29 protein-coding genes and 1 tRNA gene are annotated in these 23235 nt (G+C 67.9%); 11 read left to right on the forward strand and 19 right to left on the reverse strand.

Annotated features, from left to right (window positions below; all coding sequences use genetic code 11):
- Window positions 1-9 precede the first annotated feature (9 nt).
- The gene (locus tag C4K88_RS05595; RefSeq protein ID WP_104120633.1) at window positions 10-1161 is read right to left on the reverse strand and encodes an App1 family protein phosphatidate phosphatase; all 1152 of its coding nucleotides are present in this window, start codon (window positions 1159-1161) and stop codon (window positions 10-12) included.
- Between the two features lie 162 nt (window positions 1162-1323).
- On the opposite strand from C4K88_RS05595, the gene C4K88_RS05600 reads away from it, so the two are divergent.
- The 3 genes from C4K88_RS05600 to C4K88_RS05610 all read left to right on the forward strand — a co-directional run bounded on the left by C4K88_RS05600 (window position 1324) and on the right by C4K88_RS05610 (window position 3136).
- Entirely contained in the window at window positions 1324-1671 is a 348-nt protein-coding gene (locus C4K88_RS05600) for a hypothetical protein (RefSeq protein ID WP_104120634.1), read from the forward strand.
- A gap of 164 nt (window positions 1672-1835) precedes the next feature.
- Window positions 1836-2213, forward strand: coding sequence for a hypothetical protein (locus C4K88_RS05605; RefSeq protein ID WP_104120635.1), 378 nt, complete (start codon window positions 1836-1838; stop codon window positions 2211-2213).
- Window positions 2214-2245: 32 nt separating this feature from the next.
- Complete coding sequence (locus tag C4K88_RS05610; RefSeq protein ID WP_104120636.1) at window positions 2246-3136, forward strand: HNH endonuclease; 891 nt, start codon at window positions 2246-2248, stop codon at window positions 3134-3136.
- Window positions 3137-3175: 39 nt separating this feature from the next.
- Here C4K88_RS05610 and C4K88_RS05615 read toward each other — a convergent pair whose 3' ends face one another.
- From C4K88_RS05615 to C4K88_RS05625, 3 genes are all read right to left on the reverse strand, one after another.
- Entirely contained in the window at window positions 3176-3559 is a 384-nt protein-coding gene (locus tag C4K88_RS05615) for a hypothetical protein (protein ID WP_146065626.1), read from the reverse strand.
- Window positions 3560-3985: 426 nt separating this feature from the next.
- Window positions 3986-4483, reverse strand: a complete 498-nt coding sequence (locus tag C4K88_RS05620) for a hotdog fold thioesterase (protein WP_104120638.1) — start codon at window positions 4481-4483, stop codon at window positions 3986-3988.
- A 95-nt stretch (window positions 4484-4578) separates the two neighbouring features.
- Window positions 4579-5376, reverse strand: coding sequence for a sigma-70 family RNA polymerase sigma factor (locus C4K88_RS05625; protein ID WP_306418604.1), 798 nt, complete (start codon window positions 5374-5376; stop codon window positions 4579-4581).
- Window positions 5377-5514: 138 nt separating this feature from the next.
- On the opposite strand from C4K88_RS05625, the gene C4K88_RS05630 reads away from it, so the two are divergent.
- Window positions 5515-6288 (forward strand): GAF domain-containing protein, encoded by a 774-nt coding sequence (locus C4K88_RS05630; protein WP_104120640.1) that lies wholly within the window; start codon window positions 5515-5517, stop codon window positions 6286-6288.
- A 52-nt stretch (window positions 6289-6340) separates the two neighbouring features.
- On the opposite strand, the gene C4K88_RS17895 is transcribed toward C4K88_RS05630, so the two are convergent.
- Window positions 6341-6877, reverse strand: coding sequence for a phosphotransferase (locus C4K88_RS17895; protein WP_206604354.1), 537 nt, complete (start codon window positions 6875-6877; stop codon window positions 6341-6343).
- Window positions 6878-6913: 36 nt separating this feature from the next.
- Complete coding sequence (locus C4K88_RS17595) at window positions 6914-7162, reverse strand: aminoglycoside phosphotransferase/kinase family protein (RefSeq protein ID WP_206604352.1); 249 nt, start codon at window positions 7160-7162, stop codon at window positions 6914-6916.
- Between the two features lie 179 nt (window positions 7163-7341).
- Between C4K88_RS17595 and C4K88_RS05640 the strand changes: the two genes are divergently transcribed.
- The 5 genes from C4K88_RS05640 to C4K88_RS05660 are packed head-to-tail and all read left to right on the forward strand — an operon-like array spanning window position 7342 to window position 11233.
- Entirely contained in the window at window positions 7342-7920 is a 579-nt protein-coding gene (locus C4K88_RS05640) for a P-loop NTPase family protein (RefSeq protein ID WP_104120641.1), read from the forward strand.
- A complete protein-coding gene (locus C4K88_RS05645) occupies window positions 7917-8501 on the forward strand; it encodes a GrpB family protein (protein ID WP_104120642.1) in 585 nt (194 codons plus the stop codon). The genes C4K88_RS05640 and C4K88_RS05645 overlap by 4 nt, the downstream gene beginning before the upstream one ends.
- Window positions 8502-8525: 24 nt before the next feature.
- The gene (locus C4K88_RS05650) at window positions 8526-9899 is read left to right on the forward strand and encodes a hypothetical protein (RefSeq protein ID WP_146065627.1); all 1374 of its coding nucleotides are present in this window, start codon (window positions 8526-8528) and stop codon (window positions 9897-9899) included.
- 57 nt (window positions 9900-9956) lie between these two features.
- Window positions 9957-10499, forward strand: a complete 543-nt coding sequence (locus C4K88_RS05655) for a P-loop nucleotide/nucleoside kinase family protein (RefSeq protein WP_104120644.1) — start codon at window positions 9957-9959, stop codon at window positions 10497-10499.
- Between the two features lie 11 nt (window positions 10500-10510).
- On the forward strand, window positions 10511-11233 hold the full coding sequence (locus tag C4K88_RS05660) for a VOC family protein (protein WP_104120645.1): 723 nt from the start codon (window positions 10511-10513) through the stop codon (window positions 11231-11233).
- Between the two features lie 31 nt (window positions 11234-11264).
- Here the strand turns inward: C4K88_RS05660 and C4K88_RS05665 are convergent, their stop codons facing one another.
- On the reverse strand, window positions 11265-11675 hold the full coding sequence (locus C4K88_RS05665) for an SRPBCC family protein (protein WP_104120817.1): 411 nt from the start codon (window positions 11673-11675) through the stop codon (window positions 11265-11267).
- A gap of 191 nt (window positions 11676-11866) precedes the next feature.
- Here C4K88_RS05665 and C4K88_RS05670 point away from each other — a divergent pair, with 191 nt between their 5' ends.
- Window positions 11867-12271, forward strand: coding sequence for a hypothetical protein (locus tag C4K88_RS05670; protein WP_104120646.1), 405 nt, complete (start codon window positions 11867-11869; stop codon window positions 12269-12271).
- Window positions 12272-12357: 86 nt separating this feature from the next.
- Here C4K88_RS05670 and C4K88_RS05675 read toward each other — a convergent pair whose 3' ends face one another.
- The 4 genes from C4K88_RS05675 to pnuC are packed head-to-tail and all read right to left on the reverse strand — an operon-like array spanning window position 12358 to window position 15489.
- On the reverse strand, window positions 12358-12975 hold the full coding sequence (locus C4K88_RS05675; RefSeq protein ID WP_104120647.1) for a hypothetical protein: 618 nt from the start codon (window positions 12973-12975) through the stop codon (window positions 12358-12360).
- On the reverse strand, window positions 12972-13721 hold the full coding sequence (locus tag C4K88_RS05680) for an NUDIX hydrolase (RefSeq protein ID WP_104120648.1): 750 nt from the start codon (window positions 13719-13721) through the stop codon (window positions 12972-12974). Before C4K88_RS05680 ends, C4K88_RS05675 begins: the two co-directional genes overlap by 4 nt.
- Window positions 13718-14827: an AAA family ATPase gene (locus C4K88_RS05685; protein ID WP_104120649.1), complete on the reverse strand. Its 1110-nt coding sequence runs from the start codon at window positions 14825-14827 to the stop codon at window positions 13718-13720. Before C4K88_RS05685 ends, C4K88_RS05680 begins: the two co-directional genes overlap by 4 nt.
- Entirely contained in the window at window positions 14824-15489 is a 666-nt protein-coding gene (gene pnuC / locus C4K88_RS05690) for a nicotinamide riboside transporter PnuC (RefSeq protein ID WP_104120650.1), read from the reverse strand. The genes C4K88_RS05685 and pnuC overlap by 4 nt, the downstream gene beginning before the upstream one ends.
- Window positions 15490-15620: 131 nt before the next feature.
- Between pnuC and C4K88_RS05695 the strand changes: the two genes are divergently transcribed.
- A complete protein-coding gene (locus tag C4K88_RS05695) occupies window positions 15621-17018 on the forward strand; it encodes a pyridoxal phosphate-dependent decarboxylase family protein (protein ID WP_104120651.1) in 1398 nt (465 codons plus the stop codon).
- Between the two features lie 12 nt (window positions 17019-17030).
- Here C4K88_RS05695 and C4K88_RS05700 read toward each other — a convergent pair whose 3' ends face one another.
- The 8 genes from C4K88_RS05700 to C4K88_RS05735 all read right to left on the reverse strand — a co-directional run bounded on the left by C4K88_RS05700 (window position 17031) and on the right by C4K88_RS05735 (window position 23213).
- Complete coding sequence (locus C4K88_RS05700; protein WP_241521727.1) at window positions 17031-18641, reverse strand: FG-GAP-like repeat-containing protein; 1611 nt, start codon at window positions 18639-18641, stop codon at window positions 17031-17033.
- Window positions 18642-18777: 136 nt separating this feature from the next.
- Window positions 18778-18850 (reverse strand) — tRNA-Ala (locus tag C4K88_RS05705).
- Between the two features lie 95 nt (window positions 18851-18945).
- Window positions 18946-19626, reverse strand: a complete 681-nt coding sequence (locus C4K88_RS05710; protein WP_104120652.1) for a histidine phosphatase family protein — start codon at window positions 19624-19626, stop codon at window positions 18946-18948.
- Complete coding sequence (gene rsfS, locus C4K88_RS05715; RefSeq protein WP_104120653.1) at window positions 19623-20033, reverse strand: ribosome silencing factor; 411 nt, start codon at window positions 20031-20033, stop codon at window positions 19623-19625. Before rsfS ends, C4K88_RS05710 begins: the two co-directional genes overlap by 4 nt.
- Window positions 20034-20060: 27 nt before the next feature.
- Window positions 20061-20816, reverse strand: a complete 756-nt coding sequence (locus tag C4K88_RS05720; RefSeq protein ID WP_104120654.1) for a hypothetical protein — start codon at window positions 20814-20816, stop codon at window positions 20061-20063.
- Between the two features lie 7 nt (window positions 20817-20823).
- Window positions 20824-21465 carry a nicotinate-nucleotide adenylyltransferase gene (gene nadD / locus C4K88_RS05725; protein WP_104120655.1) on the reverse strand — a complete coding sequence of 214 codons (642 nt, stop codon included), beginning with the start codon at window positions 21463-21465 and terminating at the stop codon, window positions 20824-20826.
- A gap of 92 nt (window positions 21466-21557) precedes the next feature.
- Window positions 21558-21794 carry a hypothetical protein gene (locus C4K88_RS05730; protein ID WP_104120656.1) on the reverse strand — a complete coding sequence of 79 codons (237 nt, stop codon included), beginning with the start codon at window positions 21792-21794 and terminating at the stop codon, window positions 21558-21560.
- A 102-nt stretch (window positions 21795-21896) separates the two neighbouring features.
- Window positions 21897-23213 (reverse strand): glutamate-5-semialdehyde dehydrogenase, encoded by a 1317-nt coding sequence (locus C4K88_RS05735; RefSeq protein WP_104120657.1) that lies wholly within the window; start codon window positions 23211-23213, stop codon window positions 21897-21899.
- Window positions 23214-23235 lie beyond the last annotated feature (22 nt).

A 23235-nucleotide genomic window follows, 5' to 3' on the forward strand; every position in this document is an offset into this window, starting at 1 on the left:
CCCGTCCGGTCAGTCCGACTCCCCCGCAACCTCGCCCTCCTCGGGCACGTCCGCCGTGCGCACCGTGTTCCCGATGATGCCCATCTCCTCGAGGCGGTCGGACATGCCGGCGCCGTCGGGGGCGTAGATCCACGGGATCCCCGGTGTCGGCTGGATACCGGTCTTCGAACGGCCGCCGGCGAGTACCGCCTCACTCGCGGAGAGCTGGCGGATCGCGATGGCCCGCACGTTCCCGGGATGGCGCCGGGCGAACTCCGCGTAGATCGCTTCGTCGTGCTGACCGTCGTCGCCCACGAGCAGCCACTTCATGTCGGGGAACTCCTCGGCCAGCCGTTCCAGGGAGAGCCGCTTGTGCTCCTGGCCGCTGCGGAACCAGCGGTCGCGGGTGGGCCCCCAGTCGGTGAGCAGCTTCGGACCCGCAGGGTACAGGTTCCGGGAGAGGAAACGGGACAGCGTCGGTGCCACGTTCCACGCCCCGGTGGAGAGGTACAGCACGGGTGATGACGGGAGGGTGCGCACGATCCGCTCATAGAGCACGGCCATGCCGGGGGTCGGCGTCCGTGCGTGCTCGTCGAGCACGAAGGTGTTCCAGGCGGCGAGGAACGGCCGGGGCAGCGCTGTGACCATGACGGTGTCGTCGATGTCGGACACGACGCCGAACTCGGTCCCGTCCGCGACGATGCGCACGGGAGCCTCCACCGCAGTGGATCCGCCGGCCTGAAGGGTGATGTTGTGCCACCCTGCGTCGAGCGAGACCGGGATCCTGGCGTCCACCACGCCGCCGCGGTCCGCCTCGACGTCGTGCACCGTGTCACCGATGGTGACATGCACGACGGCGTGGGCCACCGGCGCGCTCGTGAAGTTGCGCCATCCGCGCATGCCTTCCTTCAGCGGCTTCAGGCGCCCCTCCTCCGACCCGGGGACGGCGTCCCTCGGATCGCTGAGGACCACGCGCGCCAACACCCGCACCCACGAGGTCGACCCGTAGCCCGTGTACGGGATGACGCTCTCCACCCGTCCGCGGCGGGTCGCAACCCGGATCTGGAAGCGGAGCCACGCGTCGTCGAGCCGCATCGCGACATGACGGTCCTCGCTCGGGGGCGTCGCGGGGTCGCTCGGGCTGGTCGAACGCGCGTGCGGTTTCAGGGAAGATAGGCGCATGGTTCCAGTCTGGCACGGCTCACGGCGGCGGACGAGCGAAGTCGGCGCAGGTCACGGGCGGCTAACAACTTGGCAATACGGATCGGCCGGTCTTGTCCGGGAAAGCGCATACTGCGACCCTTGGAATCACTTCAGCCAACGATCAGCGGGGACGTCATGGCAATGGAATGGGAACGAACGAGCGTGCACTTCAAGGAAGACCCGGTGCTGCGACGCTGGGACACCGAAGCGGCCCACGATCCTGAGACGACGGCGATCGACCTCGCCCACGCCATTCAGTTCGGGCATGCCCAGTCGGCCCTCGAAGCCGTCGCCGCAGGCGGGCTGGGGCTCACGGCAGCCGACGCGCGGGCCCTCCACTTCGCCAACGAGATGGCGGAACTACGGCACTACGGACCCCTGATCGCCGTCGACGGCGGGCTTCCCGTCCTCGCTCCGGGGGTCCGCGAGGTGATCGGCAGCTTCGACAGCCTGCTGCTCTGGCACGATCAGCCGCCCTGGAATCTCTGACGGCTGACGCCCTTCGACCCATCCGCACCGGCCACGCCGCCGAATACCGTGCGGTCCGCGCTCCCGCGCGACCGGCCGCCCACGCGCGCCACCCCAACCCTGGTGGCAGGACGTCGTGCGCAGCGACGTGCGCGATTCGGGGGAACTGTCAGATGGATACAGCCGTGATGCAACGCTGTCATGCCCGAGGACTCGCGGACCGACGCAGGGGCCGTTTCTCCCTCGCCGCCCTGCCCTCGCTGATCCGCCTCTGCTGGGTGCCGCGCATCGCCATCGATCGCGACGACGTCGCCCGCGTGGGATCAGCCATCGCCGCGTCCGGCGCGACGACGCTGCCACTGCTCGTGGAGGTGGCGAAGCTCAAGGAGATCTCGTGGGAGGCGAGGACCGCCATCCTCGCCCACGACCTCCCCGCCAGGGTCGCAGTCCTCGGGACCGACGCCGTCGACCTCGTGCTCACCGCCTTCCTGGTGAAGGCCCGTGCCGAGGTACGCTTCTTCACCGAGAGGGCCGACGCCGAGAACTGGCTGCTGCGCGGCTGATCTCCCGCCGGCGGCCATGGCACACTCGTGCCATGGCGGCACTGATCATCCCCTGGAATCCGGACGACCAGCAGTGGGACGGCCCGTACGCAGCGGACGTCGACGCCGCGCGCCGTGACGGCGTCATCCTCCAGCGGTGGACTCTTCCCGCCCACCTCGCCTCCCCGCATCGTGGCGCCTCGCAGCCCGTCGCCGAGCGCGGCATGGACGTGTGGCTCGTGATCCTCACCGGCCCGCGGGCGGGGCAGGGCCTGATCGGTCACGGCACCCTCGCCGCCGTCGGTGCCCTGGAGGACGGGCCGACGACGCCGGTGCAGATCGCCTTCGACGCACTCCTCCCCCGCGGCGACCAGGTGGCATTGGAGCCGCTCGTCGAGCGCGTGCCCGGCGTCCTGGCCGCGGCCGGCCGGCCGGTTGTGATCGACGGGACGGAGGAGACCGCGATGCGTGCCGTCTGGAGGGAGTCCTTCGCCCCCGAGACCGCGTCCGTCGATCCCGCTCCGGGATCCCTGCCGCCCGCAGCACGGAAGCGGGTCGACGTCGACCGGTTCGAGCACGACCCGGGGCTGCGGAGGGCAGTCGTCGCCCACCACGGGTCCACCTGCCATGCCTGCGGCCTCGATTTCGAGCACAAGTACGGGCTCGACGGCGGCGACCTGGTCCAGATGCACCACATCACCCCGCCGGAGTACGTGGGCGCCGATTACGACGTCGACCCCCTTGTGGACCTCGTACCGCTCTGTGCCACCTGCCACGTCGTCGCGCATAGCCGGTGGCCCCGCCCCTACGGGATCGGGGAGCTCCGGGAGATGCTCGCCCGAAGCGGATTCCTGCGTGGAACGGCGCTGACCGACGAGCAACTCGCCGCGGAGTCGGCTGCGGCACGCATCCTCGAGGCATCGTCGGAGCCGGACGAACGGTGACGCCGCCCGGCGCGTTGCGGCTGCCCGGGCTCAGTCCACCTAGGACGCGACGACGTCGATCCCGGCGAAGCGCTTCGTCGCTTCGAGCTCGGGGCCGCCCAACCCCTCATCGGCGACGTAGGTCAGAATGCCGTAGGCACCCGGCAGAAGATCCGCCGCGATCGTGATGGTCAGGCCGAAGTTTCCCGCGGCATCGGCAACGGCGGTCTGCTCGTCCATCACGAAGCTGTCGGTCCTGTCGATCCCTAGACTGATATGGATTTCCTGCCCCGGCTCGTAGCCGCTGCCGTTGACCGTGAAAGAAGCGCCCTGCGCGACTGTCGCCCGCACCACGCCCCATTCCGGGTTCGGCGTGACAGCGACGACCTCGGTCGCTTCGGGGGCCGGGGCGCTGGTGGGTGTCGCGACTGGGGCGGAGGGCACTGCTGATTCCGACGGCGCAGCCGATTCGGTGGACGGCGTGGCGGAGGGAGTAGCGGAAGCGCTCGCCGCCGGGGGCGCGGAAGCGGTCTCCGACGGCTGTGGAGCGGCACTGGGCGACGACGCCGATGCTGTGGGCCTGGGCGCGGCTGCAGGTTCGTCAGTGGAGGCGGCGCATCCGGCCAGCAGTGCGGCGACGGAAGCGAGGGCAAGGGCAGCGGGCAGTTTGGCCATTGATGGAGTTCCTGAGGACGAAGCGGCATGGTTGACGAGGAATTCCTTGGCAATTGCTCTGCACTGCGTCATCCCCCACGGGGGACATTACCTCCGAATCGATTCTTCGAAGGCTTGCGGGGGGCACCATGGCCAAACCGTTATCGGCGATCCAGTCTTCTTTCGGCCCGCACTCGCTGCTGCCCGCACTGCGCCTTACGGGGTGCGGTGACTGGGATTGGGGATGGTGCGGGAACGGCCCCGCAGCTCGGCGAGGGTCTCCTCCCCGCCGTCGGGGGTTCCCTGGGCTACGCGGATGTCGAAGAGCCCGCTCCTGCCGGTCTGGCTGACGAGGGTGGCACGGGCGGTCAGCGTCCGCCCCGCGAAGCCGGGATTGATGAAGTTGATATCCAGACCGGACGCCACGGTCACCGTACTCCCGTCACCGTTCGGGTCGTTGCAGGCGAGGGCGAACGCCACATCGGCGAAGGCGGTGACCATGCCTCCCTGGGCCACGCCGTAGCCGTTGAGCATCTCCTCGCGCAGCTGCATGCGGATCAGGACGTCGCCGAACCCGGCCCGCAGCACCTCCACGCCCAGCCATTCCGCGGCGCGATCGTTCACGAAGGCAGGATGCACCGGTGTCGCCTCAGGTGTCGGGGCGGTACTGCTGCCCGCATCGGTGTCGGTCGGACTGTGCTGGATCTTCGTCATCAACGTCCTGTCAGTGGTGCTTACTGAATGGTCACCAAGCAAACCGGTCTGATCGCTCTCGTCAACGCACATACCGAGCAGCAGGACCCGGCTGCCTAGCGAGCGTCGATTCCGTGTTTCGCCTCGATCGCCGCACGGAGCTTCTTCATGCCGTCGCGAATCCGCGTCTTCACAGTGGACGAGGGTAGCCCGAGGTGCTCGGCCACTTCGGTATAGGTCAGATGGGAGAAGTAGGCCAGGGAGATGGCCTGATGCTGGACAGGTGACAGGACGGCCATGGCGTCCCGCACGGTCGCCGCGTCCTGGCGAACCAACACCGCGTCCGCGACGTCGTCCACCCCGGTAGACGAATTCCGCCGTGCCCATTTGTCATCCCGTTCCCTCCGTGAGGTGTCCGCCCGGAGCCGGTCCACCGCACGGCGATGCGCGAGGGTCATCAGCCACGACATCGGATGGCCGAGCTCCGGCTGGTACCTGCCGCCCTGCTCCCACACCATCAGGAACACCTCCTGCGTCACCTCAGCGCAGCTCTCCGGATTCTGCAGCGTCTTCCGCACCATCCCGTACACCCGGCGAGCGCAGTGCTCGTACAGGATCTGGAAGGCTACCGGGTCCTTGCAGCCCACAGCGACGAGGACAGCGGTCAGATCAGGCTCGCCCCTCCCTGCGTCTCCTGCGACGCACGCAGGAGCGCTTTCGACTCCGGATGATCCCCGCGGTTCCACGGTGAAACTACCGCTGGAAGGAGACAGGATGGAAGAGATGATGGGACTTTCTGAGCGAGACCGAGACCAGGGCGCTTGTGCCGCGCCCTCTCTTTCGAATGTAATCCGTCTCACAACGCTTCGTCCACCACTTTCGTCGATACGAAACCGAGTCGCGGGAACGGCCACCTCGTTGAATGCGGCCCGGCACTTTCAGACATGAGGCATGCTGTTGCGCAGCGCTGGTTTAATGAAGTCTTGTGGTAATCCCGGGAGGCGACCCGTCCAGGGCCGGAGGACATCGAGAAATGAAGCGGAGGTAGCACCATGCACGGACGCCCACAGCGGGCCCTCATGCTTCAGGCGATAGCCGCAGAGGCATTGGACACCGACCACATCACGAAGCGCTACCTCGACGGCGGAGGAACCGCTCCCTTCGCGGCCGTTCGTGACTACCTGAGTGGTTCGATCGAGCTGCCGGCTCGCGAGACCAATCTGCTCGCCGATGTCGTCAACATGCTCGCCCAGAGATCACCGGCGCTCCCGGTCCCGCACGCCGCCCACGACGCCGCCGACGGTTCGTCCGCGATGTCATGGCGTGAGCTGGGGGCCTCCAGTGCGTTCATGCTGTCCGACGCCGAGAAAGAACAGGCACGCCTCGACGCCGTCACGCGCACGCACCTTCTCGACACCGGCCCCGAGGAACGTTTCGACCGGATCACCCGCAACGCGCAGCAGCGCTTCCAGGTCAGCACCGCGATCGTCACCCTCATCGACGACGAGCGGCAGTTCCTGAAGTCCGTCATCGGGCCGGTGGAGCAGAACATGCCGAAAGCCCGGTCCTTCTGCAACACCGCCATCGAGACATCGCAGCCACTCATCATTCGTGACACGTTCCACGACGAGAAGTTCAAGTGGAGCCCCCTCGTCCTGGGCGATCCCTTCATCCGCTTCTATGCCGGCTATCCGCTCCGAAGCCCCGACGGATGGACCGTCGGCACCCTCTGCGTCATCGACCAGCAAGCGCGTCCATTCTCACCCTCCGACGAGCATTCCCTCAGCCGCCTCGCACTCATGGCCGAACACGAACTCGCCGCCTGACCTACACCTGACAAGGGTGACGCTCGAGGAACGGGTCCGATCCCTTCGTCGACTATCGCAGTGCTTCCCGGAGCGACGGAGCGGTCGCCGTCAGCCAGCTGTCCGCCCGCGGCAACCTGTCCTTCACCCCGCCCTCCCACCAGCGGCGGAAAATGGGATCCGCTTCCGCTGCAGCCCTCATCGTGATTGCGGAGTTTCGTTGGCGACGGAGTGCGGCATCGACAACCTGATGTCTCTGGACGGTGGACATCCCGTACGCATCGACGAAGAGCCTGACACGGCGTGGAACGTCGACGTCGGCCAGTGCCGGCCCGCGATCCTGCGGGTGGCAGAGCGGCGCCCACCAGTACAGGGCGTTGACGACGTCGGCCACGCGCGTCGTGGGCCGCGCCAGATCGAAGTCGATCAGCGCCTTCGGCAGAGCGTCACGGAAGACGACGTTGCCCGGACAATAGTCCTGATGAGCGACGAGTTCCGGTTCGCCGAACAGTGGTTCCAGCCCTGGCTGCGGAGATCCCGGGATCGCTCCGAAGACCGCGTCCTCAGGAGGGCGCCATCCCTCGGCGGCATCATGTGCGCGACGAATCAGTCGGGCAAGTTCCGCAAGCTGTTCCTCCCCGACGGCTCAGGCGGGAAGGGGTGCCACGGGTACGTCCCCCTCGACATAACTCAGGACCTCCCGCCCTCTCGCGTCGTAGCCGCGGGGCGCCGGCACGTTCGTGAAGCCCCGCTCATGGAGGTGCGCGAGGAACGCGTGAATCGTTGCGGTGTGCGGCCGGACCGGCCGGTGGACCGAGTCCCCGATCCGGTAGACCTCCGTCCACCCCTCACCCGTGAGCAGTACCTCATCATCAGAACCGTTGTTGTCGGTCATTCTCGAGTACTCCGTTGCAGAATGCGGTCGTCGGGCAGGTCGGCCTCCCGACCGGGCCGCCGACCGAATCGAAGGATATTCACTGTACGAGAATGCGACGGATCGTTCGCCGACCCGTCGCACGCATCCTGTGATGAGCCGTCCACCAGATCACCTTGTTGGACGTTACGGTGAGAACTATGACGGCTGCACCGGCTCGACGGGTCCTCTTCCATGGCGTGACCGGCAGCGGGAAGACCTCGGCGGCCCAGGCCTATGCCGCCGTCGCCGGTGTCCCCGCGTTCTCGGCCGATGACGACCTCGGCTGGCTCCCCGGCTGGAGCGGCCGACCCATCGAGGACCAGTACGGGATCGCGGCCGGGATTGCCGCCCAGGACCGTTGGGCCCTGGACAGCGCGTACTCGTCCTGGCGGGACATCATTCTGGCCCGAGCCGAGCTGATCGTGTTTCTCGATTACCCCAGATGGCTCTCGCTGGGACGCCTCACCCGCCGGACCATCCGAAGGATCATCCGCAGGGACCTGGTGTGCAACGGCAACATCGAAACGCTCCGCCGCGCCCTCACGAAGGACTCGATCATCCTCTGGCACTTCAGGAGCTTCGCCAGCAAACGGGAGGCGATCGAGCGGATCCGGGCCGATGCGTCGATGCCTCCCGCCCTGTCCTTTGGACGGCCACGTGAGCTCGCTGTATGGCTGGCAGCCGGCGCCCCGAGACCGCCCCTGTCGAACGTATCCCGCAGGGACAATGAGGCATGAGCTCGGGCCCGGAAACCGTCCGGTACAGCGCCGGCATCATCCTCGAACCGCATTCACCGGACTGGGCACGCCAGTTCCGGGCTGTCGCCGATGCCCTGGAGGTTGCTCTGTCCGGCCTGCTGATCGTCTCGATCGAGCACGTCGGCTCGACGGCCATCCCGGACCTGCCGGCCAAGCCCATCCTCGATATCGACATCATCGTTCAGCGCGATGTGGTCCCCGCGGCGATCGAAGCGCTCGAACGCGCGGGCTACGCCCACCGGGGCGACCTCGGGGTACCGGACCGCGCAGCGTTCGCGGCACCGGATGAGACCCCATCCCGCAATGTTTACCTCTGTGTGGACGGGACGCTCCACCTCCGCAACCACCTGGCGGTGCGGGCAGCGCTCCTCACACACCCCGCACTTCGGGACCGGTACGGCGCGGTCAAGCGACAGCTGGCGGGCGACCCGTCCATGAACATTCACCGCTATGTAGCGGGCAAGTCCGCCGTCCTGCGGGACATCCTGGCCGTCTCTGACCTCACCGCCGAGGAGAAGGACGAGATCTATGACCTGAACACGCGGTCACAATCCGGATGATGACTCCCCTATAGCCTGAGCCCCGTGAAGGAACCCGTGGAGCCCCTGATACCAGCCGACGTCGTCGTCGTCGGCACGAGCACGATCGTGCCGGACGCAACTCGTCCCGTTGCGGCGATCGTCGGTCAGGACTCCAGCGTGCGCTGGGTGGTGTGGCCTGAAGCCGACATGCCCGAGCGGAGCGTCGAAAGACCACGCGTATGGCCCACCCCCAACGGAGCATGGCTCATCTATGAGACAGAGGACACCGAGGATCCTACGGACCTCGCCGAGCGGTCTACCGTCTTCATCGCGCGTGACGGCCGCGTCGCGAACTTCGCACTCCGTGCCGGTTGGCCGGTCGGTGCCGATGATGACGGCCTCTGGATCGGTGATCCTCGCACTGCCTCGGAATGGATGGGAGCACCGGATGCGCCCGGGCGGGCGCAGGACGATCTCGGCGCCGCGGGTGTCCATCCTGAACGTCTGGACTGGATGCCTCCGGAACCGTTCTGGCCCGGCGAACCTCCGCAGGAGCCCGACGTCTCGCCCCATACATCAGAGATCGAGATGCAGGCCCGCCACGGTGACGATACGGAGCGGCCCATCACCGGCCTGACCGGAGCGCGTACCCATTACGCGGACCGTGCGGGGAATGGCGACGCTGCCCCTGGTGCCCCGCTGTCGACCCCCGAGACAGAACTCGTGTGGCTGCAGACGGATGGCTCGCGCGCGCTGATTCTCGTCGATCACCTCGTCCACCAGGTGCGCCTGAAGGGGACGCAGCTGACGGTGCAGTATTACCCCACTGGGCCGCACCAAGTCTTCGATCAGCACCATCGCAACTGGAATTTGGCCTATGAGGCACGCGAGATCACCGTCGACGTGAAGGACGGACTGCCGGACAGGATCGACACCGATCTCTTGCCTTCCCGTGCCGTGCCCACCGAAGCGAACGACTACGCCGCGGAAGACGCCGACGACGAACGCCATCGACGTGCTGTGGCGTCCTGGTCGAATCGGCTCGATCTGGCTGGAGTCGAGGGCACCCGCTGGCCCTTGGTGGAGTCCAGTGATGCGGCCCGTGAGCTGGCAGTCACCCATCTCCGGGTGCGGTTCGAAGGCCTCGATGCTCCACTCGTCATCTGGACGAGCGATCATCCGGGGTACCGCAGGGCGCACAGCGAGTACCGGAACGTGGAGATCACCGTCCAGGGAGAATGGCCGGCAACGGTGGTCGTCGTGTCGTTCGAACACCACATCGTTCCCCATGCGCGCTTACGTAGGAGATATCGGGTGTTCGACGACGCCGGACGCCCGCGCACGTGGGCGTACGCGACCGTCCACCTGGACGAGGACCTGTACACCGGCGCTTTCCCGCCCCGGTCGGCAGCGATCAACGGCGTCCTCGATATCTGAACGGGTTCCTCTCGACCGGTGGGAAGGTCGACGCACCGGACATGGGAGGGTGGTGGCATGACATCGACGCCGACGCTCCATCTGATGGTCGGACTTCCGGGCGTCGGAAAGACGACGCTCGCACGCACGATCGAAGACCAGTCGGGTGCGCTCCGGCTTACCCCCGACGATTGGATGCAGCCCCTCTTCGGTGAATCGGACGCCGACGGCAAGCGTGACGTACTCGAGGGCCGTTTCATCTGGCTTGCCGACCGAGCGGTTCGCAGCGGCGTCTCGGTGGTCCTGGATTTCGGCTTCTGGTCACCGGATGAGCGCTATACCCTCCGCGACCTCGCAGAACGGGCAGGAGCCGAATTCGCGCTCCATTACGTCGTGCTGCCGGAGGACGAGCGACGGTCCCGTGCCGATCAGCGCTGGATCGGCGGGGACGGCGCCACCTTCGAGCTGAGCCCTGAAGATCATGACCGCTTCGCAGCAGCTTTCTCTGAGCCTGACAAAGAGGAACTGCACGGTGGCTCGATCCCTCCCCCTCCGTCGCCTTTCCTCAGCTGGCCGGCGTGGGCGTCCTGGCGGTGGCCTTCACTGCCTCTTGTGGGCTGAAAAGGAGAAACATGCACATCATTTCGGTTGCTTTCGAATCAGAGGATCTTCTCCGTGCAGAGTCGTTCTACGGCTCCGTGCTCGGGCTTCCCACAACCCGCCAGAACAACACGCTCACTATCCGAGCCGGCGCATCGAAGCTCATCCTCCGCCAGGGGCCGACCGGCCCCGGCAAGCAGCACCTTGCGTTCACCATTCCGCGATCGATGTTCGACAGCGCCAAGCAATGGGCCTCCGACCGTGTGCCGCTCCTCCGCGATGCCGAAGGACGCGACGAATTCGAGACGTCCGCCCACTGGAACGCCCATTCCCTCTACTTCACGGACCCGGAGGGAAACATTCTCGAATTTATCATTCGCCGGGACATCGTCGATCACCGCACCGACTCGTTCGGCGCCGCGCACATCCGAAGCATCAGCGAAGTCGGGATGGCGGTCGACGACGTGCCAGACGCCGCAGCACAAATCAAGTCCATGTTCGACATCGACACCTATGGGAGTGGAGCACCGACGTTCCAACCTGTCGGAGACGTGGAAGGACTCCTGATACTCGTCAACCCCGGCCGGCACTGGTTCCCGACCGCCACGCCGAGCAGCACCGACGCCCTGACCGTCACCATCGACAGCGCCATCGCGGCAACACTGGACATCAGCCCCGGGATCACGATCCACTCGACCCCCGACCTGTCGAAGACGTCCCTCTCCAGAACGCATCGAAAGAGCGACTCGCTGTAAGGAACCGCGTCGAATCTGCCAGGCCGCAGGTTCACCGCTGATGCTCCGCCGCCGATCGCGTACAGGGAAGGTTCCTGATCAGGTCTGCGAGACGATCGATGTCGGCTGCGACCATCGTGATGTCCCGGGCGAAGTCCTCATCGCTGGTCCCCATCTGACGAAGGGTGAAGATCACTTCGGCGCCGTCCGGGTGGGAGAGAACGCGCATCGGGTTGGTGATGATGTCCCCCGACGGCAGGACGACGTCGTGATCGAGGACCCCGAACCGGTTCCGTTCCACGAATCGGATCCGAACTTTTCCCATCGGTGAGTCAACGACCAGCTCCCCGCCTTCCTGCACCGGCTCAGACCGCGCGAGACCGGCCGCCCACATGGGTAAGTTGCCGACGTCCGCCGCGAAATCGTAGACAGTCGTCGGGGATGCCGTGATGACCCGGCTCACGTGGTGACTCCTCATGGGTCAAGCCATACACCGTGGCTCACCTTCCTGTACATGCTGACAGCGTCGACATGCCTGTTCCTCACAGGAATGACGTGCGTGGCTCGAGGCGCATACCCGAGCACCTCCCACGGAGCAGGGAGAGCTATGCAGCTGGGGCGGATAGGCTTTCCGAAGCCGACAGAAGGGGCAGCATGCCGCACTCACGCACTGACGAGGACCGGGCCATCATCATGGAAGCCGCCCGCAGCATCATGGTCCACACTGCCCGCCGACAGGAACTGATCACGTACGCGGAGCTGACCCGACAGATCAGCAAGGACACCGGCGCGGAACCGTTCGACGTCACCCTGGACGCCGGACGCGATGCCCTCGGCGCCCTCCTCGCCGACGTCGTGAAGGACGACCTCCTGCACAGCCGGTTCATGCTCTCCTCGGTCGCGACCCTCTCGGAAGCGGAACGGGAGCCCGGCAGCGAGTTCTACATCCTCGCCGAGCACCTCGGCCACCTCGAACCGGACGCCTCAGGTGAGAGGAAGTACGCGTTCTGGGCCGAGCAGCTGAAACTGACCCACGACCACTACAAGCGTCGGATCTAGAGCGTCACGCCTGGTGATGCTTCTGCGCTACGGTCGCACGTCCCCGACGCCGATGCGTTGAACGGGCCGGGCCCGGCGCCCGGGTGCTACCGGTCCGGGCTGCCATCGGCGCGGAGCGGACGCCCGTAGGGGTAGTCCGCCCACACTCCGATTGCCGCACGTGCGCCCCGCTCGGTGGCCTGGAGGTCCGCAGGGTAGCGGGCACCCTTGAGCTCTGCGTCGAGGTTCACGTCGTGACGGACCGTCCCGTCTGCATACCGGACATCGAAAGCGAGGTACGTGCGGGGCACGATCCTTCGCAGGATGAGGGTCCGGTGTTCTTCGGTCACACGGGTGGCCCTGACGGCGACGACCGCCTTTGCCCGGGCATGCTTCTCGCGCTCCTCCGCCATGAACTGGATCCAGTCGGGCCCGTCGACTGGCATCCCGTAGCTGTCGGCGATCCACGGTCCAGTGCCGGTTTCCGGCGTGTGCTCCATCATTCCGGCCTCGGTGACGGCGAAGTCCGCCGCCGACCCCCGGTACATGACCTTCACCAGGTCGATGTCCTGGTCGACGGTGCCGTCGGACCGGAGGACGTCGTAGCTGAAGGCGCGCTCTCGACGGTGCCGCCAGCGGGAGCGCCGGTAGTAGGCCGTCGCGCGAAATGCCCGGGGTTCACGATCTCGCAGCGCCTCCGCGCTGCCAGCGGCCCGGTTCTTCATCGTTCCGGCCCCGTGGTGGGCCGCGTCATCGGCGGGCTGAGGTACTCGTCCTTGACGGTGAATACCGAGGCGGGCGCGCCCTTGGAGCGGGTGACCTTCCGGCCGGTGTCGGTCAGGGCCCCGGTCATCTTGCGGGTGAAGTTGCCGGCGTCGAGCTTCGCGGTGTTCCAGACGGCCTCGTAGACGTGGCGCAGCTGGTAGAGGGCGAACTCCTCGGGCAGGAGCTTCGCCGCGGTCAGGGTGTACTCGATCCTCCCGGCGAGGCGCTCGAGTGCGGTGGTGAGGATGTCGCGGTGGTCGAAGGCGAGCTCCTCGTCGGCGAGCACCGCGTGGACGGGGTACCAGTGCGCCGAGGCGGCGTCGCTGCCGGGGTTGAGTTCGGGCAGGGTGCGGCCGTCGGTGGCGAGCAGCGCCAGATGAGCGACGGAGACGACGCGCATGCGCGGATCACGCTTCGGGGAGCTGAAGGTGGCGAGCTGCTCGACATGGGCGCGGTGTGCCCCGAGGTCCAGCCCGGTCTCCTCCTCGAGTTCCCGCCAGGCTGCTCCCAGCGCGTCCTCCTCGGTTCCGACGAAACCACCCGGCAGGGCGAGGTCCCCTTCGAAGGGGTGTTCTCCGCGGCGGACGAGCGCCACATGAAGCGTGGACCCGACGACGGCGAACACGACCAGGTCCACTGCCAGCGCGACGGACGGGTAGTCGCCGGGCTCGTACTCCTCCAGGAAGCGGTTCTCCCCGAGGCTCATCGGGCTGCTGCCAGGACGGTGCGGGTCGCCCAGGGCGGGGAGGCGAAGCGGCTCCTCTGCGCGATGATCGGGTCGATGGTGGACGTCGCCGTCGTCATCCGCCGCTTGTGGTCCCCGGACACGAGGATCCAGGAGTGGCCCGCGCGGGTCAGTTCCTCCTTGAACCACTCGGTCATCTCCGCCCGACGGTGCTCGCCCTCGCGCCAGCCGTCGTCCTCGAAGGGGACGCCGTCGTGGTCGGTGATCAGGTAGAGGTCCCGGCGCGGCAGCTGCGTCAGGGCCCGGTAGGAGCCATGACTGCCCTCCCCCAGGTAGTACCGCTCCCACAGGGTGGTCGCGAGGCTGTCGGTGTCGGCGATGACCAGCGGACACCGGGTGGCGGCCTCGTTCTCCATCTCGTTCTGCCGTTCGCCGATGACGGCGAAATCCTCGGCGGTCCAGACGAGATCGGCGACGACCGCGTCGGGGTTCGCGGTCTGCGCCGCGGCGAACTTGTCGTAGGTGTACTGCCGGCCGAACTCGGGGACGTCGAGGAGCTCGGGGTACCGGCTCCGGTAGTGCGCGGTGAGGGCCGTGGTCAGGGTGCTCGTGCCGGTCGATTCGGCACCGACGACGACGATGCGGACGGCCAGGTCCTGCCGGGCGGGCCTGATGATGGTCCGCCACGCGGCGGCGAAGTCGTCGCGGCACAGCGTCCCGCTCACCGGATGGGCGGTGCGGGGCGCGTCCACCATGAGGTGCACCGCACCGAGGTCGTCCGCCAGTTGCTGCCCGTACTCCTCGGAGCTGAAGACGGCGTCGACGCGCGTGATGCCGTTCATCCTGAGGGCGACCCGCAGCGCCTCGTCGTGGGCCTTCCAGACGGCTCGTGACTCGTAGTCCACGGGGCAGTCGTTCGGCATGCCGATGACGGTCACGTTCGTCGTTTCGAACTCGGCGGCGAGCCACTTCACGCGGTCCGCGAGGTCGATGCTCTCGAAGCGGTTGCCGAGGACGACGACGGCGAGCTTCTCGACACGTTCCGCCGCCGTCAGGATGAGGTGCCGGTGGCCGGCGTGGGGCGGGTAGAACTTCCCGATGATCACCCCCTGGGCGAAGCGGCTCATGCCGGCACCTTCTCGGATCCGAGGGCGGGAGCGGACGCGGCGTCGGTGCGGGTGCGCTTCCAGTCGATGAGGCCGTAGACGCACAGGGCGGTGAACCCGATGTAGAGGATGGCGGTGAGATTCAGGCCGCGGGAGAAGTAGAGCGGGACGGACACGAGGTCGATGGCGATCCAGACGTACCAGTGCTGGAAGATCTTCTTGGCCTGCCCGTAGGTCGCCAGCAGTGAGGCGGCGAGGACGAAGGCGTCCGGCCAGGGCACCTGGGAATCCGTGCCGTGCGTCAGGATCATCGCGATGCCGACGGTCGCAGCGGTGACAGCGCCGATCCCAATGAGGATCTCGATGCGGCCGGCGTCCCGGATGGGCAAGTCGCCGGTCACTTCGGTGTCCCGGGCGCCGCGGACCCAGTTGTACCAGCCGTAGACGGCGACGGCGGCGAACACCGCCTGCAGCAGCGTCTCACCGTAGAGTCCGGCACCGAAGAACAGGATCATGAACGCGATGTTGTTGACGATGCCGACGGGCCAGTTCCAGGCCCGTTGCCGGGCGACGCCGTACACGCAGGCCGCTCCGGTGACGAAGCCGACGACCTCGATCCAGCTCACCGGCGCCCCCAGCAGTGTCGCTGCCGGTGAGCTCATCCAGTCCAGTACCGCGTCCATCGTGTGCTCCTCGTTTATTGTCACTCTGACAATAAACACTGTAGGGCTAATCGGGGAGGATTGGAAGACCCCGGGGGATGACCGGCCGTTGAGCACTGCCCGTCACAGGATCCCGGGCGTAGCATGCCGCTATGTCAGCACCCGAGGAAGACTACAGAAGTGCCCTGACCGCGGCGGTCGGACACGCACGACGCTGGTTGGCCAGTCAGGACGAGCGGCCCGTCGGTCCGAGCCGGACGGCTGCCGAACTCGAGGTGGACTTCGGCGGCCCCCTGTCCCGAGCCGGAACCCCGGCGACAGAGGTGGTCGACTACCTGGCCGTGAAGGCGGAACCCGGACTGATGGCCATGCCCTCCGGACGGTTCTTCGGCTGGGTCATCGGAGGCACGTTGCCCGCGTCCCTGGCCGCGGACTGGCTGGTCAGCGCCTGGGACCAGAACGCCGGGATGCGCTTCGCGACCCCTGCCACCGCGGCCATCGAGGAAGCCGCCGGCACATGGTTGCTCGACCTCCTCGGTCTCCCGCCGAATGCCGACATCGGCTTCACGACGGGTGCCACGATGGCCAACTTCACAGGCCTGGCTGCGGCCCGGTGGCGGTTGATGGCCGACGCCGGCTGGGATCTGGAGGCCGAAGGTCTCACCGGCGGGCCACGGATCCACACGTTCGTCGGCATCGAGCGGCACGACACGATCGATCTCGGGCTCCGCTATCTGGGGCTGGGCCGGCCGACTGTGGTTCCGGTCGACGGACAGGGCCGTATCGACCCGGTGGAACTGGACCGTGCCCTGGGCCTCGTCCCGGCCCGCGCGCCGCTGTTGGTCTGCCTGCAGGCCGGGAACCTGCATTCCGGCGCCTTCGACCCCTTCACGGAGGCGATCGCCGTCGCCAGGGCGCACGGCGCGTGGGTCCATGTGGACGGCGCGTTCGGCCTGTGGGCCGCCGCCGTGCCGGAACTGGCGGCCCTGACCGCGGGCGTGGAGGGAGCCGACTCGTGGGGCACCGATGCCCACAAGACCCTGAACGTCCCCTATGACTGCGGGATCGCCGTGGTCCGGGACACGACGGCGCTGCGTTCAGCCATGGGCGTGCATGCGAGCTACCTCGTCCACGAGACGGGCGGACCGGCCGACCCCTTCGAGACTGTTCCCGAGCTGTCCCGGCGCGCCCGTGGCGTCCCCGTCTGGGCGGCGCTGAAGTCGCTGGGCCGGGACGGCGTCGCCCATCAGGTCCGGGAGCTGGTCTTCCGCGCCCGGCAACTCGCCGACCGGCTGGCCGCACTGGACGGCGTCGAGGTGCTCAACGACGTCTCCTACACCCAGGTCTCGCTGGCCTTCGGCGACGACGCCACCACGCGCGCGGTGACGGCCCGGATCATCGCCGACGGCCGGGTGTGGATGTCGGGATCGCGGTGGCAGGATCGGGACATCCTGCGGATCTCCGTCAGCAACTGGAGTACGGACGACGACGACACGACGGTCGCCGTCGACGCGGTGCGGGACGCCCTGGCGGCGGTCCGGGGCTCATAGAGAAGTTGATTCTCAGAAGATCGAATTGATGCCGTTCCACCCGGTGCCGATCTGCACCCGGGACAGCCATCCACCTGAGCCGTTACCCCGATACAGCCACAGATTGCCCTGGGCATCCCGCGCCACGACGTCGGCGGTGCGGTCGCCGTTGAGGTCTCCTGGGCCCATCACGGCGGTCATCGCGTTCCAACTGCTGCCCACCCGGACCCGCGGCAGCCACCCGCCCTTGCCGTTGCCGGGATACAGCCACATGTAGCCGGTCGCCGCTTCACGAGCCAGGACGTCAACCTGTCCGTCTCCGTTGAAGTCCCCGGGCCCCACGATCGAACTGAAGCTGTTCCAACCACTGCCCACCCGGACCCGCGGCAGCCACCCGCCCTTGCCGTTGCCGGGATACAACCACAGGTAGCCGGTAACGCGATCCCGGGCGAGGACGTCGGCGAACTGGTCTCCGTTGAAATCCCCGGGCCCCACGATCGAACTGAAGCCGTTCCAACCACTGCCGACCCGCACGCGCGGGAGCCAGCCACCGGTGCCGCTCCCCCGGTACAGCCACAGATAGCCGGTGGCCGCTTCTCGGGCCAGTACATCGGCCTTCCCGTCGCCGTCGAAATCACCCGGTGTCTCGAGCGCGTTCATCGAGGACCAGCCCACTCCGATGCGCACGCCGGGTGACACCGAGCCGTTCCCCTTCCCCCGGTACAGCCGGAGGTCCCCGGTCGCGGTGACGCGGGCCAGAAGGTCGGTGTTCCAGTCGCCGTCGAAGTCGGCTGTGGACCGCGACAGGGTCGACGCCGGCATAGCCAGGGGCGTGAACGCGTAGGGCTCGCACGTCAGGTCGTAGTCGCGCGTGTCGTCGTACCACTGGGCGAGGTAGACCCGACCGCCGGAGAAGCTGGGTTGCCGGCACCGGTCCAGTGCCTCGCTCGGGTAGTCGAGCCGCCCCGCGGTGGCCCAGACCGGCACGCCGGGCAATCGCCACGACCCCGTGATGGCGGCCCAGCCCGATGCATAGGAGTACAGGCCATAGGAAAACCCGGAGTCGCGGAGTCCGCGCATCATCCCTTCGACGATGAGCCGGTTATCGCGCTGCTGGGCGGCGGTGCTCGACGGCCAGGGTTGGGCAGGCCGTGGCTCGACGTCGATCCAAACGACCGGCGGACGGAAGCCGACCCTGTTCATGCTTGCGACGGCGAACTTCGCCTCGGCATAGCCCACGTTGGAGAGTCGTGCGGCCCGGCTCGTGGCCGCCCAGGGCCCCCGGCTGCCGTAGGTGCTCAGCTGCGCCGCGGTGGGATACGAGGCCATCGCGTAGCCGTGAGTCTTCTTGGTCTTGGTCCACGTGACCTGGCTTGCCAGACACGGATTCTCCGTGAAGGGCAAACCCTTGGTCAGTCCGATGATGACGAACTGGGTGGAGGCCGGTGGCAACGGGAGGCCGAATCCGCCGACGGAGGTCGGGCATTGCGGCCAGGAGATGTCGTGACCATACAGGGGTGCGGCCTGAGCGGGAGGCGCGACGGTCACGAACCCGGACAGGAGGGCAAGCGATGTCCCTACAACTAGAACAATCCGTCGCAGCGTGCCACCGATCATGCCGACCACCTCATCGAAGGTAGTCATTTTACCGCCGATCATGCGCTGCCGGCCGGGCCGATGGTCACCAAAAGCCCGATGTCGCTGCGATGTGCCCTGAATATCATCGACGCAACAAAAAACCGCCGTACCGGGGTTTTCACCTCGGTACGGCGGTTCGTTGTGGAGCTAAGGGGATTCGAACCCCTGACCCCCTGCATGCCATGCAGGTGCGCTACCAGCTGCGCCATAGCCCCAGATCTGCACTGCATCGTCCGGGCGAACCGGCCGAAGCAACTCCATCAGTCTAGTGAATTCTGGCTGCTTCGACAAATCGGCTCCCCGCACCCGCTCAGCCCTCCAGTGGCTCCTCGGGAAGCGAGCCGAGCCCCACGTTGTGCTCGGTCAGCTGCCACGAGAAGAGGGCCTCGTCCCGGTCCACCACCTCGTGCACCTCGGACCAGTGACAGTTAGACAGCCCGGCGACGGCGCCCCAGCGTTCGGGCGGCAACCCCATCAGGGCTGCGAGGGCCGCTCTGATGGATCCGCCGTGACTGACGACGACGAGCGTCTCGGCAGGGCCGATCCGCTCCACCGCCTCCGTCACCGCCGCGAGCATGCGTCCCCCGACGTCGATGCGGTTCTCCGCACCGCCGGCACGCACCTCCGGGTCCCCACCCCGCCAGGCAGCATTGTCATCCGGGAACTGCTCGTCGATCTCGGCGAAGGACAGGCCCTGCCACGAGCCGGCGTTCGTCTCGCGCAGGCGCCGATCGTAGACGACCGGCAGCCCTGCGAGCTCCCCGAGCATGCCGGCCGTGTCCGCTGCACGGCGGAGATCCGAGGAGACGATCAGCGTCGGCTGCTTCGTCACCAGCACCTCGGCCGCCCGCGCCGCCTGCTCACGCCCGGTGTCGTCGAGGTCGATGTCCTCCTGGCCCTGGAACAGACCGGAGTGGTTCCATTCGGTGCGCCCGTGGCGCCAGAAGACGATGCGCCGGGCTTCGGGGTGCGCGTGGGCGTACCGCGTCACTCCGGGACGTCGTCGGACGCTGCGACCTGCGGCGAGCTCTGCAGTGCGTCAGCGAGCTGGAGGTCCACGGACGGGCAGTCCTTCCACAGCCGATCGAGGGCGTAGAACACGCGATCCTCCTCGTGCTGGACGTGGACGATGACCTGCGCGTAGTCGAGGAGCACCCAGCGGCCCTCGCTGCGGCCTTCACGGCGCACGGGCTTGAGGCCCTGCTTGGACAGTTCCTCCTCGATGCCGTCGACGATCGCGTTGACCTGGCGCTCGCTCGGCGCGGAGGCGATCACGAAGATGTCCGTGATGGCGAGCCTGTCGCTGACGTCGATGGCGACGATATCCTGGGCGATCTTGTCCGCTGCGGCATGCGCCGCAGTGCGGGCAATGCCAATGGACTGTTCGGTAGCGCTCACTGATCTCCTTGTGTGTGGCCAGCAATTTCACCCATTGAGGGAGCTGACTGTCATTATTATCCCGGTCGTGAGCGCGGTCGCGCCCACCACGAGCAACGAGTACTGCAGATACCGCACTCGGCGCAGCCGTCCGAGGCCCGCGGTCATCGCATCGAGGGGGTCCAGGCCGAAGGCGGTGCGAGCCCCGATCGGCTCGATCGTGGCCTCGGAACCTGCGCCTCCGCTCACCCGCGCGGGCAGGACGACGGCGATGGAGGACGTCCGCGGCGCCCGCAGGACGGACTGCCCACTGCCCGGTACCCGCACGAATTCGGGGGGCGCGATGATCGACAGATTGTCGGCCGCCGTCGGGTCGTGCGGCACGGGGGGATGCTGCTGGTCCTGGTTCTGCTCCGACCCTTGCTGCAGCCGGAGCACGCGGGAGTTCAGGGCGGCCGCACGGGCGGCCAGCGCCTTCTGCTGTGCGAGCACCCCGGGATCGACCGCCAGCGGGTCCCTCGGACCGGCCGCCTGCAGGTCGGCAGCGAGCTTCGCGGCGTCTTCCCCGAGCGACCGGCGGGCGGCAAGGGCCTCCTCGACGCTCATGTCCCCGACGGGCCGGGCGTCGGACTGCCGGCGACGGCGGTCCCGGCGCCCGCCGGGCAGCGGCGGCCTGATGTCGTCCGGCCGCGGGTCGGTCGCGGGATCGGGCGCCACCGCGCGCCCGTCGACCTGCTGCAACCGCAGCTGACGGCGCGTGGGGATCTCGACCCGACCCGGGCCGTCGTCGTCTGCCTTGCTCATCGCTGATTCATCCAGTGGGTTGTTGGAGGGAGCTCGGGCTGTGCCGGTGCGCCCTGGGGGCCGTCGGTGGAGCGTGCCCGTCCCCCAACTGGTCCACGTGCCGGTAGAGGCGGTGCTTGGCGATGTACTGCACCACGCCGTCGGGCACCAGGTACCAGACCGGCTTTCCCTCGCCGACGCGGTGCCTGCAGTCCGTACTGGAGATCGCCATGGCGGGCACCTCCAGCAGACTGACGTCGCGGCCACGCCCGTCGAGCTCGTGTCCGGGGCGCGTCACCCCGATGAAGTGCGCGAGGGACCAGAGCTCCTCCGCGTTCTTCCACGTGAGGATCTGGGCCATGGCATCGGCGCCGGTGATGAAGAACAGCTGCGCGTCGGGCCGCTCCGCCTTCAGGTCGCGCAGGGTGTCGATGGTGAACGTGGGGCCGGGGCGGTCGATGTCGACCCGGCTCACGGTGAAGCTGGGGTTCGACGCCGTCGCGATGACCGTCATGAGGTAGCGGTGCTCGGCGGCCGTGACGTCCTTGTCGGCCTTCTGCCAGGGCTGGCCGGTGGGGACGAAGACCACCTCGTCGAGGTCGAACACCGACGCGACCTCGCTCGCGGCGACGAGGTGCCCGTGGTGGATGGGGTCGAACGTCCCGCCCATCACCCCGAGGCGCCAAGCCGATCCGTCGTGGTGCCGCTGGCGGGAGCCGTGCATGGCGTCCCGCTCGGTCGTGTCAGCTGCCACCTGGACCGCTAGTGCCGGTTCGCTTCGCCGTGGTCGTGCTTGTTGGTGTGCTGCTTGTGGGGGTCGAGGTGCTCCTCGACGGCTTCGTGGCGGTTCCGCACGTTGGAGAACGACACGGTGATGAGCATCAGGGTGAGCAGGATGCCCATGATGATCAGGCCGTACATGAAGGGCTCCATGGGCAGTTCGGTGTGGTGTTCCACGGCTTCGGTGGCCAGCAGCGCGCTGCCGAGCGAATAGAGCATCGTCGTTCCTCTGTCGATTCAGGGTCCGCCGGTCCGTTGCGGAGCGGCGTGGTCGTCACATCCCATGGTACGCGAGCGGGAGGCCGGGCCCCCGCGGGGGCGTCAGCGGCGGACGTGCCCGGCGCCCAGCACAATCCACTTCGTGGTCGTGAGTTCGGCCAGGCCCATCGGCCCCCGGGCATGCATCTTCTGGGTGGAGATGCCCACCTCGGCGCCGAGGCCCAGTTCACCGCCGTCCACGAACCGCGTGGACGCGTTGACGAGGACGGCGGCGGAATCGACGCCGGCCACGAATTCCTCGGAGGAGGCCAGATCGTTCGTGATGATCGCCTCGCTGTGGCCCGTGCTCCATCGGCGGATGTGCTGCAGCGCGTCGTCGACGCTGTCCACCGTCTTCACCGCGAGGTCGAGCTGCATGTACTCGCGCCCCCAGTCGTCGTCGGTCGCTGCCGGTGCGTCCACCCCGGCCGGGAGGAAGCTCCGCGACCGTTCGTCGACGTGCAGCGTGACGCCGGCACGGACGAGTGCGGCGAGGACCTCGGGGGCGGCCGCCGACCGGGCGTGGACGAGGAGGGTCTCGACCGTGTTGCAGACGCTGGGGCGCTGCGTCTTGGCGTTGAGGAGGATCTCCACCGCCATCTTCTCGTCGGCGGTCTCGTCCAGGAGGATGTGCACGTTCCCCTCCCCCGTCTCGATCACGGGGACGCTCGCCGTCGTCACGACGGACTGGATCAGCTCCCGCCCGCCGCGCGGGATCAGGACGTCCACCCGGCCGCGCGCCTTCATGAGGACCTGGGCGCCCTCCCGGCCGAACTCGTCGATGGTGAGGACGGCGTCGTCGGGCAGCCCGTGGTCCTCGAGGGTGTCTCGGATGATCCCGACGAGCGCCGCGTTGGTGGCCGCGGCCGCACTGCCGCCGCGCAGGATCACGGCGTTGCCGCTCTTGAGGGCCAGACCGGCGATGTCGACGGTCACATTGGGGCGTGCCTCGTAGATCGCGGCGACCACGCCGAGGGGGACGCGCACCTGGCTCATCCGGAGGCCGTTGGGCAGGGTCTCCGCGCGGACGGCGGTGCCCACGGGATCCGGGAGGGCGGCGAGCTGCGCCAATGCTTCGGCGAGCTTCCCGACCCGCTCGGCGTCGAGGCTCAGGCGGTCCAGGAGGTACGCGGAGGTCCCGGCGGCGCGGCCGCGCTCGACGTCGGTCCGGTTCGCGGCGAGCACGGTGTCGCGTCGGCTGACGAGGGCGTCGGCGATCGCCAGGAGGACGCGGTCCTTGCGGGCCCGGGTAGCCCGGGCGAGGACGCGCGACGCCTCCCGCGAGCGGTCGGCGATGGCATGGACGGCATCGGTGAGCTGGTCCGGGGAGAGCACGGCGTCGTCGGTGCGGTCGGTGGGCTCGGCCTGCAGGTCGGTCATGGCCCCAGTCTAGCGAGGAGCC

It is taken from the genome of Arthrobacter pityocampae (assembly GCF_002927275.1).
GTDB lineage: Bacteria > Actinomycetota > Actinomycetes > Actinomycetales > Micrococcaceae > Arthrobacter_D > Arthrobacter_D pityocampae.

Bases quoted from the DNA above. Each gene is read 5' to 3' on its own strand.
- C4K88_RS05595 (WP_104120633.1), bottom strand. From the start codon at position 1,161: ATGCGCCTATCTTCCCTGAAACCGCACGCGCGTTCGACCAGCCCGAGC.
- C4K88_RS05600 (WP_104120634.1), top strand. From the start codon at position 1,324: ATGGAATGGGAACGAACGAGCGTGCACTTCAAGGAAGACCCGGTGCTG.
- C4K88_RS05610 (WP_104120636.1), top strand. From the start codon at position 2,246: ATGGCGGCACTGATCATCCCCTGGAATCCGGACGACCAGCAGTGGGAC.
- C4K88_RS05620 (WP_104120638.1), bottom strand. From the start codon at position 4,483: ATGACGAAGATCCAGCACAGTCCGACCGACACCGATGCGGGCAGCAGT.
- C4K88_RS05630 (WP_104120640.1), top strand. From the start codon at position 5,515: ATGCACGGACGCCCACAGCGGGCCCTCATGCTTCAGGCGATAGCCGCA.
- C4K88_RS17595 (WP_206604352.1), bottom strand. From the start codon at position 7,162: ATGACCGACAACAACGGTTCTGATGATGAGGTACTGCTCACGGGTGAG.
- C4K88_RS05640 (WP_104120641.1), top strand. From the start codon at position 7,342: ATGACGGCTGCACCGGCTCGACGGGTCCTCTTCCATGGCGTGACCGGC.
- C4K88_RS05645 (WP_104120642.1), top strand. From the start codon at position 7,917: ATGAGCTCGGGCCCGGAAACCGTCCGGTACAGCGCCGGCATCATCCTC.
- C4K88_RS05655 (WP_104120644.1), top strand. From the start codon at position 9,957: ATGACATCGACGCCGACGCTCCATCTGATGGTCGGACTTCCGGGCGTC.
- C4K88_RS05660 (WP_104120645.1), top strand. From the start codon at position 10,511: ATGCACATCATTTCGGTTGCTTTCGAATCAGAGGATCTTCTCCGTGCA.
- C4K88_RS05670 (WP_104120646.1), top strand. From the start codon at position 11,867: ATGCCGCACTCACGCACTGACGAGGACCGGGCCATCATCATGGAAGCC.
- C4K88_RS05675 (WP_104120647.1), bottom strand. From the start codon at position 12,975: ATGAAGAACCGGGCCGCTGGCAGCGCGGAGGCGCTGCGAGATCGTGAA.
- C4K88_RS05680 (WP_104120648.1), bottom strand. From the start codon at position 13,721: ATGAGCCTCGGGGAGAACCGCTTCCTGGAGGAGTACGAGCCCGGCGAC.
- C4K88_RS05685 (WP_104120649.1), bottom strand. From the start codon at position 14,827: ATGAGCCGCTTCGCCCAGGGGGTGATCATCGGGAAGTTCTACCCGCCC.
- pnuC (WP_104120650.1), bottom strand. From the start codon at position 15,489: ATGGACGCGGTACTGGACTGGATGAGCTCACCGGCAGCGACACTGCTG.
- C4K88_RS05695 (WP_104120651.1), top strand. From the start codon at position 15,621: ATGTCAGCACCCGAGGAAGACTACAGAAGTGCCCTGACCGCGGCGGTC.
- C4K88_RS05700 (WP_241521727.1), bottom strand. From the start codon at position 18,641: ATGACTACCTTCGATGAGGTGGTCGGCATGATCGGTGGCACGCTGCGA.
- C4K88_RS05720 (WP_104120654.1), bottom strand. From the start codon at position 20,816: ATGAGCAAGGCAGACGACGACGGCCCGGGTCGGGTCGAGATCCCCACG.
- nadD (WP_104120655.1), bottom strand. From the start codon at position 21,465: ATGGGCGGGACGTTCGACCCCATCCACCACGGGCACCTCGTCGCCGCG.
- C4K88_RS05730 (WP_104120656.1), bottom strand. From the start codon at position 21,794: ATGCTCTATTCGCTCGGCAGCGCGCTGCTGGCCACCGAAGCCGTGGAA.
- C4K88_RS05735 (WP_104120657.1), bottom strand. From the start codon at position 23,213: ATGACCGACCTGCAGGCCGAGCCCACCGACCGCACCGACGACGCCGTG.